At 30.8% G+C, this 14683-nt stretch carries 17 protein-coding genes; 5 read left to right on the top strand and 12 right to left on the bottom strand.

What is annotated here, in order from left to right; all coding sequences use genetic code 11:
* Positions 1-57: 57 nt before the first annotated feature.
* The 8 genes from mreC to L8W69_RS05325 all read right to left on the bottom strand — a co-directional run bounded on the left by mreC (position 58) and on the right by L8W69_RS05325 (position 6084).
* Positions 58-801: a rod shape-determining protein MreC gene (mreC, locus tag L8W69_RS05360; protein ID WP_133319511.1), complete on the bottom strand. Its 744-nt coding sequence runs from the start codon at positions 799-801 to the stop codon at positions 58-60.
* Positions 791-1828, bottom strand: coding sequence for a rod shape-determining protein (locus L8W69_RS05355; protein WP_012662095.1), 1038 nt, complete (start codon positions 1826-1828; stop codon positions 791-793). The genes mreC and L8W69_RS05355 overlap by 11 nt, the downstream gene beginning before the upstream one ends.
* A gap of 2 nt (positions 1829-1830) precedes the next feature.
* Positions 1831-3060 (bottom strand): ATP-dependent Clp protease ATP-binding subunit ClpX, encoded by a 1230-nt coding sequence (gene clpX, locus L8W69_RS05350; protein ID WP_263666600.1) that lies wholly within the window; start codon positions 3058-3060, stop codon positions 1831-1833.
* A complete protein-coding gene (lpxA, locus tag L8W69_RS05345) occupies positions 3053-3844 on the bottom strand; it encodes an acyl-ACP--UDP-N-acetylglucosamine O-acyltransferase (protein ID WP_263666638.1) in 792 nt (263 codons plus the stop codon). The genes clpX and lpxA overlap by 8 nt, the downstream gene beginning before the upstream one ends.
* Complete coding sequence (gene fabZ / locus L8W69_RS05340) at positions 3844-4284, bottom strand: 3-hydroxyacyl-ACP dehydratase FabZ (protein WP_039619275.1); 441 nt, start codon at positions 4282-4284, stop codon at positions 3844-3846. The genes lpxA and fabZ overlap by 1 nt, the downstream gene beginning before the upstream one ends.
* 68 nt (positions 4285-4352) lie before the next feature.
* Positions 4353-5426 carry an epoxyqueuosine reductase QueH gene (locus tag L8W69_RS05335; protein ID WP_133319510.1) on the bottom strand — a complete coding sequence of 358 codons (1074 nt, stop codon included), beginning with the start codon at positions 5424-5426 and terminating at the stop codon, positions 4353-4355.
* A complete protein-coding gene (bcp, locus tag L8W69_RS05330) occupies positions 5420-5881 on the bottom strand; it encodes a thioredoxin-dependent thiol peroxidase (RefSeq protein WP_133319509.1) in 462 nt (153 codons plus the stop codon). The genes L8W69_RS05335 and bcp overlap by 7 nt, the downstream gene beginning before the upstream one ends.
* Complete coding sequence (locus tag L8W69_RS05325; RefSeq protein ID WP_133319508.1) at positions 5878-6084, bottom strand: tautomerase family protein; 207 nt, start codon at positions 6082-6084, stop codon at positions 5878-5880. Before L8W69_RS05325 ends, bcp begins: the two co-directional genes overlap by 4 nt.
* Positions 6085-6184: 100 nt before the next feature.
* On the opposite strand from L8W69_RS05325, the gene ilvE reads away from it, so the two are divergent.
* Genes ilvE through L8W69_RS05305 form a run of 4 tightly spaced genes read left to right on the top strand, consistent with a single transcriptional unit; the run spans position 6185 to position 9266 of the window.
* Positions 6185-7099 (top strand): branched-chain-amino-acid transaminase, encoded by a 915-nt coding sequence (ilvE, locus tag L8W69_RS05320; RefSeq protein ID WP_263666599.1) that lies wholly within the window; start codon positions 6185-6187, stop codon positions 7097-7099.
* A gap of 12 nt (positions 7100-7111) precedes the next feature.
* A complete protein-coding gene (locus L8W69_RS05315; RefSeq protein WP_133319506.1) occupies positions 7112-8182 on the top strand; it encodes a prohibitin family protein in 1071 nt (356 codons plus the stop codon).
* Positions 8183-8199: 17 nt separating this feature from the next.
* Positions 8200-8736, top strand: a complete 537-nt coding sequence (locus L8W69_RS05310; RefSeq protein WP_263666598.1) for a DUF2393 domain-containing protein — start codon at positions 8200-8202, stop codon at positions 8734-8736.
* Positions 8736-9266, top strand: coding sequence for a DUF2393 family protein (locus L8W69_RS05305; RefSeq protein WP_318529602.1), 531 nt, complete (start codon positions 8736-8738; stop codon positions 9264-9266). The genes L8W69_RS05310 and L8W69_RS05305 overlap by 1 nt, the downstream gene beginning before the upstream one ends.
* Positions 9267-9269: 3 nt before the next feature.
* Here the strand turns inward: L8W69_RS05305 and purF are convergent, their stop codons facing one another.
* Both purF and dapB read right to left on the bottom strand, forming a co-directional pair.
* Positions 9270-10610, bottom strand: coding sequence for an amidophosphoribosyltransferase (purF, locus tag L8W69_RS05300; RefSeq protein WP_133319503.1), 1341 nt, complete (start codon positions 10608-10610; stop codon positions 9270-9272).
* Entirely contained in the window at positions 10611-11339 is a 729-nt protein-coding gene (gene dapB / locus L8W69_RS05295; protein ID WP_133319502.1) for a 4-hydroxy-tetrahydrodipicolinate reductase, read from the bottom strand.
* A gap of 135 nt (positions 11340-11474) precedes the next feature.
* Between dapB and L8W69_RS05290 the strand changes: the two genes are divergently transcribed.
* Positions 11475-13256, top strand: a complete 1782-nt coding sequence (locus L8W69_RS05290; RefSeq protein WP_263666597.1) for a PhoX family protein — start codon at positions 11475-11477, stop codon at positions 13254-13256.
* A gap of 19 nt (positions 13257-13275) precedes the next feature.
* Here the strand turns inward: L8W69_RS05290 and trxB are convergent, their stop codons facing one another.
* The gene (trxB, locus tag L8W69_RS05285; RefSeq protein ID WP_258107683.1) at positions 13276-14214 is read right to left on the bottom strand and encodes a thioredoxin-disulfide reductase; all 939 of its coding nucleotides are present in this window, start codon (positions 14212-14214) and stop codon (positions 13276-13278) included.
* A 117-nt stretch (positions 14215-14331) separates the two neighbouring features.
* Positions 14332-14646 (bottom strand): thioredoxin, encoded by a 315-nt coding sequence (gene trxA / locus L8W69_RS05280; RefSeq protein ID WP_039619298.1) that lies wholly within the window; start codon positions 14644-14646, stop codon positions 14332-14334.
* Between the last annotated feature and the right edge of the window lie 37 nt (positions 14647-14683).

The following is a 14683-nucleotide window of genomic DNA, read 5'->3' as shown; positions in this document are numbered from 1 at the left end:
ATTCTAATATTTAATAGTAAATAATAATTTATATCAACTAAAATAAATAACTTTTTATTAAAAATTTTCTACCATATAAAAATAACTTGGTACTTTCATTTTTACATAAGGTTTAACATATGCATTTTGATAGGCGCCTTCTTCTTCTATTTTAAAAATTTCGCCCACTGGAATTCCTGAAAAGAAAATCTCATCTAAGCCACTTGTATAAACCTTATCGCCCATTTTAAGTTCAAGCCATTTAGGAATATATTTAACTAAAACATAATCATTTCTACCATGAGCTATACCTGGTGCTTGTTCCTTACCTATATATACGGAAAAAATACACTCTTCATCACCTTGTAAAAGTCCCAAAGCTCTACCATTTTTTTCTATAACTATGCCTGCTGTATAGCCATTATAAATTAAGCCTTTAATTTTTCCTTTATAATCCACATCAAGCCAAACCTTATGATAATCACTAATTTGAGCATAAGAAGTTGCCTTAACTAAACTAACATTAGGATAATAAAAACTTGAATTTTTATCACTTAAAATATTGTTTAATTCATTGGCAAAGTTTTTCATATAGATATTGTTTTTTTCAAGTTCAGCATTTCTTTCTCTTAATTTTTTAATTTCTTGAGCTTGATTAAAATGCTCATTAAATTTATCTTTTAAAAGATTAATGCTTTGAGAAAACTGATTAACAATAGCAATATTTAAATCTAAAACATTTCGTTTTATTATATCTCCATAATAAAACGAAACAAACACTAAAAAAGATAAAATTAAAACACTAAGAATTTTACTCTTCATTCGTTAGTTGGTGCAATAAAGAAATTTCTTCCAAAGCTTTACCTGTGCCTTTTGCCACTGCTAAAAGTGGCTCATCAGCTACATATACTGGAAGTTTTACAATTTCAGATAAATATTTATCAAGACCGCGTATTAAAGCTCCGCCTCCTGTTAAAACAACACCATTTTCAACAATATCAGCTGCAAGATCAGGCGGCATCATTTCAAGAACGATTTTTAATGCATCAGCAATTTCTTTTAAATGCTCACGCATAGCCTCTCTTACATCTTCACTTGTTAACTCTATTCTATTTAACAATCCTGTTACTTGATCGCGTCCTTTAACTACCATAGAAAGCTCTTTTGGAAGCTGAACTGCTGAGCCTATTGCGATTTTGATTTCCTCGCCCGTTCTTTCACCTATGACAAGATTGTATTTTTCTTTTACATAATTTACTATACTAGTATCAAGCTTATCACCAGCTGTTCGGATAGATTTTGAAATCACAAGACCGCCCAAAGAAGTAACACCAATTTCAGTAGTACCACCGCCAATATCTACCACCAAGCTCCCTTGAGGCTCTCTAATTGGTAAATTTGCACCAATAGCTGCTGCCATAGGCTCTTCTATCAAAAATACTTCTCTAGCACCCGCACTTAACGCACTTTCTCTAACCGCTTTTCTTTCTACTTGGGTTAATCCATAAGGAACTGAAATGATAATTCTAGGTCTTAAAAAAGATTTTCTTCTATGAGTTTTTTCTATAAAATAACGGATCATTTTTTCAGTCATATCAAAATCAGCAATCACACCATCTTTCATAGGACGGATTGCTTCGATATTACCTGGGGTTTTTCCTACCATTTCCTTAGCTTCTTTTCCAACAGCTAAAATTTTAACCCTACCATATCTTTCACGCTCTACCGCAACAACCGAAGGTTCATCAATCACTATACCTTTATCTTTTACCAAAACTAAAGTATTTGCAGTACCTAAGTCAATCCCCATATCGCTTGAAAAAAATCCAATTATTTGATCTAAAATCATTCTCAGCCTTTAACTTTTTTATTTTTTATAAATAAAGGTTTTGCACCTTCTTTGATCACTTCTTTAGTAATTACTATGCTATATCCATTATACTCTGGCAAATCAAACATCAAATCTACCATCATTTCTTCAATAATACTTCTTAAACCTCTAGCGCCTGTTTTACGCTCTAGCGAAAGCTTAGCAATCTCTCTTAGCGCTTCATCTTCAAATTTTAATTCCACATTGTCAATAGCAAAAAGTTTTTGATATTGCTTAATAATGGCATTTTTTGGCTCAGTTAAAATACGCACCATGCTTTCTTCATCAAGCTCTTCTAAAGAAGCAAGCACATGCAATCTTCCTATAAGTTCAGGAATAAGCCCAAAATGTACCAAATCATCAGGCTCTAGTCTTTGAAGTAAAGCTTCTTTTTCATCTTTTTTATCATCAGTAAAAAAGCCCATAACATTATCGCCTAATTTTCTTTTAATAATATCACTAATACCATCAAAAGCCCCACCACACACAAATAAAATATTAGTTGTATCTATTTGTATGAAGTCTTGATTTGGGTGTTTTCTACCGCCTTTTGGTGGGATATTTACCAAAGATCCTTCGATAATTTTGAGTAAGGCTTGTTGCACACCCTCACCACTTACATCTCTTGTAATGGAGCGATTTTCACCCATTCTTGCGATTTTGTCTATCTCATCGATAAATATAATCCCTTTTTGTGCTCTTTGCACATCTCCATCAGCAGCTTGCAAAAGACGAGTAAGGATATTTTCAACATCTTCTCCCACATAACCTGCTTCAGTTAAAGAAGTCGCATCACAAATTGCGATAGGAACATCTAAAAATCTAGCTAAAGTCTGTGCTAGTAAAGTTTTTCCACTTCCCGTTGGGCCTACTAATAAAATATTTGATTTTGCTAATTCTGTATCATCATCTTCTAATTCAGATCTAAAAAGCCTTTTGTAGTGATTATATACCCCTACACTAAAGATTTTTTTAGCTCTATCTTGCCCGATAACATATTTATCTAAATATGCTTTTAATTCCTTAGGAGTAATATCTTTAAAATTTTCTTTATCAACTTCTTTATTTTTTAATTCTTTTTCCTCTCCAAAGAAAATATTACAAGCACTTTCGGCACAATACTCACATATAAAGGCATTATTATAATCATTTACTAAAATTCTTCTTTCACTTGTTTCTATTTCATTGCAAAAACTACATCTTTTAACCATGACTTTTTTCCTTATATATAGGAATTCCTCTTTTTGTTTCTAAGATAAAATTACACATTTTTTTCACATTTTCACTAGAAGTATTTTCTAGCAAACTTAAAGCATTATCTTTTAAATTTCCTTGTCTGAATAAAAATTTAAAAGCCTTACTTAAAACATCTACTTCTTCTTTATCAAAGCGTCTTCTAATGCCTACTAAATTTAAACTTCTAATGCTTGCTCGATTTCCTTCAGCTAAGCAAAATGGCACCACATCTTGAGAAAGCGCACTAGCACCTGCTATCATACACCCCTCACCTACCTTAACAAACTGATGTATTGGAGTAAGTCCACCTACCACAGTATAATCTCCAAGTTCCACATGACCTGCTAAAGTAGCATTATTTGCTAAAATAATATTATCTCCAAGCAAACAATCATGTGCAATATGAGAATAAGCCATTATAAAAGCATTATCACCTATTCTTGTAAAACCATCGCCCTTAGCTGTACCTGAATTTATAGTAACAAATTCTCTAATAACTGCATTTTTTCCTATAATAACACCTGAATTTATCTCATCTTTATAAGATATATCTTGTGGGATATCTCCAACTATGGCATAAGAAAAAACTTTAGAATTTTCACCTATGCTTACATTAGGTAAAATTCTTGCACCTTGTTTGATGATAGTATTTGCACCTATATTGGCATTTTTTCCAACATAGGCATAGGCCTCTACTACAACACCATCTGCTATAATAGCTCCATCTTCTATAACAGCACTTGGATGAATTTTGCTCATCATTTATCTACTATCATAGCTTTAAGTTCAGCTTCTGCAACCAATTGTCCATCAACAAAAGCTTTTCCTTGAAAAATCCACATATTTCCACGATTTTTCACCACACTCATCTCATAATCAAGCCTATCACCTGGACGCACTGGATTTCTAAATTTAGCATTATCAATACCTGTAAAATACACTACTTTAGTGCTTGGATCTACCTTATCATCCATACTTTCAAATGCTAAAACCCCTCCAGTTTGTGCCATACCTTCTAAAATTAACACACCCGGGTAAATTGGATGATCTGGAAAATGTCCCATAAAAACATGGTCGCTTATACTAATATTTTTATAACCTCTAACAACTTCTTTATTTTTTAATTCTACGATTTTATCTACAAGTAAAAATGGATACCTATGTGGTAAAATTTTTTGAATTTGCATTACATCTATCATAAATTTAGCCTTAAAATATATTCAAAATTCAGATTTTACAAAAAAAATATTAACAAACTAGTTAAGTTTTATAACTTCACAATCTTTTCTTTACTATCAAAATAAATTTCACTTTTTGCTATAAATTCATAAGCGCCTTTTGTGATATTTTCAACAATAATCACCGGCGAAAGATCATAAGCACCAAAATGCTTTTGCCTTATTTTGATTTCTTGCTCTATTTTTAAAGGATTTTGTAAAAAATCTTCAAAACTTTTAAATCGCATTTTGCACAAACTATTTAAATAATCAAAACTCCATAAATTAATCTCATCCTTTACGCTTTTATAGCACTTTAAATCCTCTTCTAAAATACTAAATTTAGTGTAAGAATTTTTAAAATGAGAATAAAATAAAACATGAGTTTTTATGGCTTTTTTGTTTTCTTTTATCAAAGCTCTTAGTAAGCGATAATTTAAAAATTTCTCTCTTTGAATTTCAAATTTAACACCCTTTTTTTCTAATTTTTTTACTTGATTGTAAAATTTTATCTTTTCTTCTATGCTTGAAGGTAATATTTGTTTATTTATAGGACTCATAAGCTCATCTATAAAAGCTTTTTGGCCTTTTTGTTTAGAAAGTGCATAAATACACCCACAATAATTTTGATGATAAAGCATATCTTGCTTAGCTAAGGCAAATTGTCTTTGCGTGCCTCCATTTTTTCTAAAATCAGGTGCCAAAAACTCTATACCAAATTTATCGCATTCTTTTTGTAAAGCTAATTTTAACTGCTCTAAGTCTTTTTTAGGGGATGTTAAAAGGGTTGTTGTAAGTTTTTTTTCACCAATTTTTTGAGCAAATTCAACACTTTTATGCATTCTAAAATCAAAACAAATTTGACATCTTGCGCCTTTTTCAGGTTCGTCTTCATAACCCTTTACACCCTCAAGCCATTTTTCATACTCATATTCACCTTTATAAAGTTTAATGCCTAATTTATCACAACTGCGTTTAACATCTAAAAATCTAAGTTCATGCTCACTATATGGATGAATATTTGGGTCATAAAAATACCCAATGATTTTCTCTTCAGGATAAGTTTTGCTTAATTCTTGTATAAAATAATGGCTATCCACGCTACAGCAAATATGCACTAGCATAATTCTTTTAACACCTTAAAAGCATGATCTTTAGCTTTTACATTTTTATAAATTTTTAAGATTTTTCCATTTTCATCAATCACAAAAGTAGATCTTATAAGCCCTTCATACTCTTTACCATAATTTTTCTTTAAACCCCAAGCACCATAAAGTTTACAAATTTCTTTTTCACTATCGCTTAATAAAGTGTGTTTTAAATCATATTTTTTTATGAAATTTTCATGCGATTTAACACTATCTGGACTAATACCTATAATCACAGCATTTTGCTCTAAAAAATCCTCATAACTTTGACTAAATTCACAAGCTTGTGTGGTACAACCTGGGGTGTTATCTTTTGGATAAAAATACAAAATAATTTTTTTACCCAAGAAATCACTTAAAGAAATTTTAACTCCATCTTGATTTAAAAGTTCAAACACAGGAGCTTTATCACCAATTTGCAATTCTTTCATTTTTTATCTTTCAATCTTAATTTTTCTACACTTTCGCCACCAAAAGCAATATTATATGGCTCAATATCTTCTAACATAATCACTATATTTTGCTTTGGCTTGTTGTATTTTGTATGTAAAAGTTCTGTAATATCTGCTATTAGCTCTTCTTTTTGTGTTTTGCTAAATTCTGGTTTAGCTAATTTGATATTTATAATTGGCATGATTTTTCCTTGTTTCAAATATAATAATTTTACTATATTCTAGTAATTATTAGTATATTTTTGATAAAATTAGTTTTATTTTCAACAAAAAGGCTTAGTTATGATTAGGGCAAAAAAAATTTGGATGGATGGAAAAATCATTGATTTTGATGATGCAAAAATTCATGTTTTAACACATTCATTACATTATGCAAATGCAGTTTTTGAAGGAACAAGAGCTTATAAAACACAAAATGGTTTAGCAATTTTTAGATTAAAAGAACACACCAAAAGACTTTTAGAGTCTGCAAAAATTACTTTAATTAATTCTCCTTTTTCTCAAGAAGAACTTGAAAATGCACAAGTTGAACTTTTAAGAGCAAATAATTTTCAAAATAACACCTATTTGCGACCATTAATCTTTTTAGGTGATGGTACTATGGGAGTTTATCATGCTAAAGCTCCTGTTAGGGTAGCTATTGCTGCTTGGGAATGGGGTGCTTATTTAGGTGAAGAAGGCTTAGAAAAAGGTATTAAGGTTAAAATTTCTTCTTTTGCTAGAAATAGTGTAAAATCTAGCTTAGGTAAAGCAAAAGCAAGTGCAAATTATTTAAATTCTCAAATGGCTAAATATGAAGCTATAGAAGCAGGATATGAGGAAGCCTTAATGCTCGATGAAGAAGGTTTTGTAGCAGAAGGAACAGGTGAGTGTTTTTTTATGATTAAAGATAATAAGCTAATCACACCACCAAATGATTTTTCATTAAAAAGTATCACTCAAGATACTGTTTTAAAAATTGCACATGATTTGGGCATAAGTGTAGTGCGTCAAAGAATTTCAAGAGATGAAGTTTATGTAGCTGATGAAGCATTTTTCACAGGAACTGCAGCAGAAATAACTCCGATAAATAATATTGATGCAAGAATTATAGGAGATGGAAAAAGAGGTGAGCTAACGACAAAGCTTCAAAATGCGTATTTTGATATAGTTTATGGACGCAATGAAAAATACGCTTCTATGCTAACTTATATTTAACAAAGGAACTAAATGCCAGCTGATTTGAATGATTATTTTAATAAAAAAAACAATCAAAACAACAATAAGCAAAATTTAAACTTCAAAACACCAGAATTTAATTTCAAAGGTTTTGGGAAATTTTCTCCATTAATTTATAGTGCAATTGCGATTATTTTAGTTTTTGCACTTTTTAAACCTTTTGCAATAGTAAATTCAGGGGAAATGGGGATCAAATCCACTACAGGTAAATACAGCCCTACCCCACTTGAACCAGGACTTCATTTTTTTATGCCTATACTGCAAAAAATCACTATCGTAGATACTAGAGTAAGACAAATCAACTATGCTTCAATCGAAGGAATAAATGAAAATTTACAAATAGGATCAGGCGTTGTTAATAAAAATAGCATTTCGGTACTTGATTCAAGAGGCTTGCCTGTATCTATTGATGTAACCGTTCAATACAGATTAAATCCTTTACAAGTTCCTCAAACTATCGCGACATGGGGGCTTAATTGGGAAAATAAAATCATAGATCCAGTAGTAAGAGATGTTGTAAGAAATGTTGTAGGTCAATACACTGCAGAAGAGCTTCCAACAAATCGTAATACTATAGCGGTGCAAATTGATCAGGGTATTAGAAAAACTATTGAAAGCCAACCAAATGAGCCAGCAGAGCTTCAAGCAGTTCAGCTTAGAGAAATTATCTTACCTATAAAAGTAAAAGAACAAATCGAAAGAGTACAAATTGCTAAACAAGAAGCTGAAAGAACTAAATATGAAGTTGAAAGAGCTAACCAAGAAGCACTTAAAAAAGCGGCTTTAGCTGAAGGGGAGGCAAATGCAACTATTATTAGTGCTAAAGGTAGAGCAAGTGCCGTAAAAATTGAAGCTGATGCACAAGCATATTCAAATAGAGAAATAGCAAAAAGTTTAAATAATCCTTTACTTGATTTAAAACAAATTGAAACCCAAAAGCAATTTAATGAAGCACTTAAAGTCAATAAAGATGCTAAAATTTTCTTAACACCAGGCGGAGCCGTGCCAAATATTTGGGTTGATAGCAAAGATAATAAAAGAACAAGTTCAGTAGCAAATTAAAAAATAAAGAAGTGATAATGAATGTTCAACATATCCGAGAGCAAATGATCTTTTATACAGCTCATTTGCACTTGATCGATTTTTTGTTAATGGCTTTAGTTGTATTCTTTTTCATTATCACTTTATTTATTGCTTTGATTGTTAGAAACAAACCTACTTTTGCTTTTATTATAATTTTTTTAGGAATTTTATGTTCACTTAGTATTGCGTATTTGGGATATTTTTTAATTGATACTAAAGTTAGATCCAGAATAGCTAGCTTAGATAATGCTCAATTTTTTGTATATGATAATTCTTTAAGTGTTGATTATAGCTTGACAAATACTTCTAAAAAAAGTTTTAAATTTTGCAAAATAAAAGTAGAAGTATTTAGAAAAAGCGATGGAAATAATACTTTTAAAAATTTAATACATTTATTAAAACCATTAAGAAGTAAATCTACCACTATCGAAAAAACAATAAGTCCCAACCAAACTATTAATCTAAAAACCAAATTTTCCGATTTTAATGAAGGTCAAGATTTTGACATTAAAATTAATTCAAAGTGTTTTTAATGGGATATTTTACTTTTTTTCATATTCTCATCATTTTTATTATGCTAGCTTCAACATTCCTTACTTGGATTTTATTCTATTTAAAAATACAAAACAAAAAATATATGATAATTTTTTGCATAATAAGTTTTATATTAGCCTCAATCTTAACTATTTCTTTATTATTAACTATAGATCAATACACAAAAAAAGCTAGTTTGAGTAATTTTTCAACCTACAGACGCTTAGCTACAGAAAGTATTATTATAAAAGGTAGAGTAACCAACGATACTAATTTTAAAATTTCAGAATGCTTTTTAGAACTTAGAATTATTGATAATAATAAAAAGCATGAAATCAGTGGAGAAATTTTTAATCAACAAAATTTTAATAGCATAAAAAAAGCAAATCAACAACAAAGAGATGTTTCGTATAATATTAACATTGCAAATCAATTATCAGGTCATACCTACAAAGACTTTTCTTTTGAAGTGGGATTGCCACCTCATTTTCAAAGTTATAAAATTTTTAAACAATTAAAATGCAGATAAGGATTATTTAATAAAATAATCCCCATCAAAACTAATCAAAGAATATTTTCTTTCATTGCCTATGCTTGAAACTAGCTCATTAATATCTAAAAAAGTCAAACTATCTGCACCTGTATATTCTCTAACCTCTTCAATACTCTTATTAGCTGAAATTAACTCTTCAAAAGTTGGAGTGTCTATACCATAAATATCAGGAAATTTGATTTCTGGACAAGCTATAGCCAAATGAATTTTTCTAGCACCTGCTTGTCTTAAAAGTGTGATGATTTTTTTAGAAGTTGTTCCTCTTACTACACTATCATCAATCACCACTATATCTTTGCCTTCTAAAACTTTCTTCATAGGATTTAATTTCAGTTTTACTTTTAAATTTCTCATTTCTTGAGTTGGCTCTATGAAAGTTCTTCCAACATAGTGATTTCTAACTATGGCCATTTCAAGTGGAATTTTTAAATATTGCGCAAAACCTATAGCAGCACTTACTCCACTATCAGGAACAGGCACTACAAAATCTACTTTTTCTTTAAATTTTTTAGCCAAGGCTTCACCCATTTTTTTACGCACTTCATATACACTTTTACCTTCTATAATACTATCAGGTCTAGCAAAATAAATATATTCAAATGCACAAATTCTTGGATCTGTTTTATCAAAAACTTGAATGCTTTCAAACTCATCACTACCTTGAGTAAAAACTAGCATTTCACCGGGCTTTATATCGCGGATAAATTCAGCTTCTATCAAATCAAAAGCACAAGTTTCACTCGCTACAATATATCCACCATCTTTTAATTTTCCCAAAGATAAAGGTCTAACCCCATAAGGATCTCTTACCACAAAAAGTTGATTTTTACTGGCCAACATAAAGCAATATGCACCCTTACTTTGCATTAGACTTTCTATAAACCTATCTTTTAAAGTTTCTTTTTTGCTTTTTGCTATTAAATGTACAACATTTTCTGTGTCCATATTAGAATGAAAAATAGCCCCATTATCAATTAACTCTTTTCTAACTTCTTCTTTATTAATCAAATTTCCATTATGCACTAAAGAAATATCACCCAAAGAACAAGTAGCTGCAACAGGCTGTGCATCATGCAAAGAAGAATTTCCGGCGGTAGAATAACGATTATGGCCTACAGCTATACTACCTTTTAAATCTGCTAAAATTTGAGTATTAAAAATTTGTCCTACTTCACCTTTAGCTTTATGAGTTTTGATATTTAAACCATCACTCACGCTAATTCCACTTGCTTCTTGGCCACGATGTTGCATAGCAAATAAAGCATAATAAGCCACCGTGCTTGCATTTTTTGAATTAATTACTCCAACTACCGCACACATTTAAATTCCTAAACAATCGTCTATATCATATAAGCCATTTTCTTGAGAAACCAGCCATTTAGCACATCTAATAGCCCCCATAGCAAAAGTAGCTCTTGAAGTAGCACTATGATTTAATTCTATAAATTCACCATCATTATAAAATCCAACTCTATGAGAACCCACTATATCACCACCTCTTAAGCTCATCACTGCGATTTCATCTTTACTTCTTTGACCAATAATCCCATCTCTACCACTTACTCTAACCTTTTCCAAATCTAAATTCCTAGCCTTAGCGACATTTTGTGCTAAAGTCATAGCTGTACCACTTGGAGCGTCTTTTTTCTTATTATGGTGCATTTCAAGTATTTCTATATCAAAATCCCTTAAAGCTTCACTTGCTAAACATGAAAGTTTTTTTAAAATAGCTACACCCAAAGACATATTGGTAGCATAAAGAATTGGCATAGTAATGCTTGCACTTTGCATTAACTCATTTTGCTTAGCATCTAATCCTGTAGTACCTATCACTAAAGGTTTAGGATTGCTTCTTGCGTATAACAACAAATCCTCACAACCTTTCGGGGAAGAAAAATCAATTATTACATCGCATTTGTTAAAAAATTCTTCATAGCTTGATCCTTGATAAAAAAATGCACTTGCTTTAGCATCTTTTTGATCTTGTAAACAATTTTCAATTTGTTTACCCATGCGACCATTGCTCCCATGAATTCCTATACATATCATAAATTTATCCTTTATATTTGCAGTGAGAAATTGTATCACTAAGTTAATTAATACAATATTACATACCATGAGCAAAAGTTTCCAAAAAGTTTCCAAAAAACTTTAAATTTATAACACATTTTTAAAAGGAGTTTTATGAAAAGAAGAACATTTTTGAAAGGTTCAGCTTTGGGTTCTATGGTAGCATTTTTTGCTAGCTCAAATTTAAATGCGAGTTTATTAAAAGATAAAGATTTGCTAAATTTTAAAGAAATACCTGCTAGCACAGAAGATAAAGTTATCGTACCAGATGGCTACAAAGCAGATATTTTAATCTCATGGGGCGATCCTCTTTTTAGTAAAGCATCTATTTATGATGAAGAAAAAAATATCGATAAAAAAGCTGTGGAAAATGCTAAATTAACTTTTGGAGACAATAACGATGGTATGAGTTTTTTTCCTCTTTCAAAAGATAGGGCTATACTAGCTATTAATAATGAATATATAAATCCTGAAATTATGTTTAAACATCAAGGTAAAAATCTTAGCTTAGATGATATTTTATATGAACAAGCAAATTTAGGGGTGAGTATTTTTGAAATAAAAAAAGAAAAAGATCAATGGTCTGTGGTGCTTGATTCTAAATACAATCGCAGAATCGATGCAAATACAAAAATGAGCATTAGTGGTCCAGCAAAACAACAAGTACTTCAAAATGAAAATTTTATATATGGAACTTTAAATAATTGTGCCAATGGAAAAACACCTTGGGGGACTTATCTTACTTGCGAAGAAAATATAAATGATTTTTTTGGAAGTTTAGATGAAAAAATTAAATTTTCAAAAGAGCAACTTAGATTTGGATTTAAAGCTCAAAGTCAATATGGGTGGGAAAAATTTGATGAAAGATTTGATTTAAGTAAAAATCCAAACGAGGCAAATAAATTTGGATGGGTTGTAGAAATTGATCCATTTGATCCAAACAGCATACCTATAAAAAGAACAGCTCTTGGAAGATTTAAACACGAAAATGCAGAATTAATTGTAGAAGATGATGGAACCGTTGTAATTTATATGGGAGATGATGAAGCCAATGAATTTATTTATAAATTTATAAGCAAACATAAATATAAAAAAGATCTAGATACTAGCAAAATTTTAGATGAAGGAACCTTATATGTAGCACAATTTAATGGAAAAATAGGAGATTTTAGAGGGAGTGGAAAATGGATTGAGTTAGAATATGGTAAAAATAACCTTAATAAAGAAAATGGTTTTAACTCTCAAGCAGATGTGTTAATCAATGCTAGAATTGCTGGATCTATTGTAAATGCAACTCCTATGGATAGATGCGAATGGATAGCAAGCCATAAAGAAAGTGGCTCAAAAGAAGTATTTGCTACCTTAACAAACAATAAAAAAAATAATAACCCAAATCCAGCAAACCCGAGAACAAAAAATATTTATGGACAAATAATTAAATGGGAGCATAAAAATTCTCATAAAGATGATGAATTTACTTGGGAAATTTTTGCACTTGCAGGAAACCCTGACAATCAAACAAGTTTAAATAAAGGCTCAAACAACATTACAAGTAATAATAAATTTAATTCCCCTGATGGATTAAGTTTTGATAGAGATGGTCGCCTTTGGATACAAACTGATGGAAACTATTCTAATCAAGAAGAATTTGAAGGCATGGGAAATAATTGTATGTTAGCAGCTAATCCAAAAACAGGGGAAATAAAAAGATTTTTAACAGGACCAATAGCTTGCGAAATAACAGGAATTGCTTTTAGTCAAGATTATAAAACTATGTTTGTTGGAATTCAACATCCAGGAGAGAAATTAAAAGGCAGTCAATTTCCTTATGGCAAAACACCAAGATCAAGTATAATAGCAATAAGTAAAATTGATGGCGGAGTTATTGGAAGTTAATCAATTTACACTAGAAATTCTAGTGTAAATTTTCAATATAAGCTAAAGCGCTAAGTGCTGCAACCGCTCCATCACCTGCTGCACATATTACTTGTTTTGGAGCATCTTTTCTTAAATCACCTGCTGCAAATAACCCTGCTATATTAGTTTGCATTTTAAGATCAACGCTAACTTGACCACCTTCTTCCATAGCACATAAAAATTCACCATTGTCTTGTTTTAAGATTTCATTTCTTACATTTAATCCAACAAAGGTAAAGATTCCAGGCACATCAAGCTCTCTTTTAGAACCATCATTAAATGCTATTTTAATTTTATTAACACCCATATTATCACCGCAAACCTCATCAACAACCGCATTTGTGATTAATTCTATTTTGTCATTATTTTTTACTTTTTCAACTGTTGAAGGTGCTGCTCTAAACTCATCTCTTCTGTGGATTAAATACACTTTTGAACAAATATTAGCTAGATACAAAGCTTCTTCTAAAGCAGTATCTCCCCCACCTAAAACAGCCACTTCTTTATTTTTATAAAAAAAGCCATCGCAAGTTGCACAAGTACTCACACCTTTACCAAAAAATTCATCCTCGCCTTTAAAACCAGCACGACGCGGAGTAGAGCCTGTGCAAACAATAACTGCTTTTGCTTGTTCGTTTTTACCGCCTTCCAATTTTATATTAAAACTTCCATCAGAATTTTTACTAATTTGCTCAACACCTACCATCTCATGTTTTAAACCAAAACGCATACATTGTTCATTCCAAGGAGCCATAAAAGAAATTCCATCTAAAACTTGAGCAACTCCAGGATAATTTTCTATCTCTGAACTCGAAGTAATCTGCCCACCAGGCATACCTTTTTCAAACATTACAACATTTTTTAATCCACCTCTTGTAGCATATAAACCTGCGCTCAAACCTGCAGGTCCACCACCTATAATAGCTAAATCTAACATGATATTTTCCTTATAGTTTTATTTATAAGTATTATACAAATTTTTCTTTAATTATAAATAATAAAAATTATTAAATAGTAAAAAATATGAAGAAAAGCCACAAAAAGTGGCTTAAGATTATAAAAGTGAGTTTAGTTTATCTGCTAAAGCTTGTTTTGATTGAGCACCAACTAGTTGATCAACCACTTCACCATCTTTAAAGAAAATGATAGTTGGGATAGATCTTACACCAAATTGTGCAGCCAAATCACCTTGCTCATCTGTATTTACTTTACAAATTTTAGCTTTACCATCAAAATCATTTGCAAGCTCATCAATTACCGGTGCAAGCATTCTGCAAGGTCCGCACCATGGAGCCCAAAAATCTACTAAAGCTACACCTTCTTTTGCTTGTGCAAAATTTTCTGTAGTTAAATCAATATATTTTCCCATTTTTTCTCCTTTGTTTTTTCAAATTCTATTAAAATAG

The sequence above is a fragment of the Campylobacter sp. CNRCH_2016_3089 genome, from assembly GCF_025772505.1.
GTDB classification, from domain to species: Bacteria; Campylobacterota; Campylobacteria; order Campylobacterales; family Campylobacteraceae; genus Campylobacter_D; species Campylobacter_D lari_D.
Note: the sequence above shows the minus strand (reverse complement) of the source record. Positions and strands in the feature narration are given on the sequence as shown.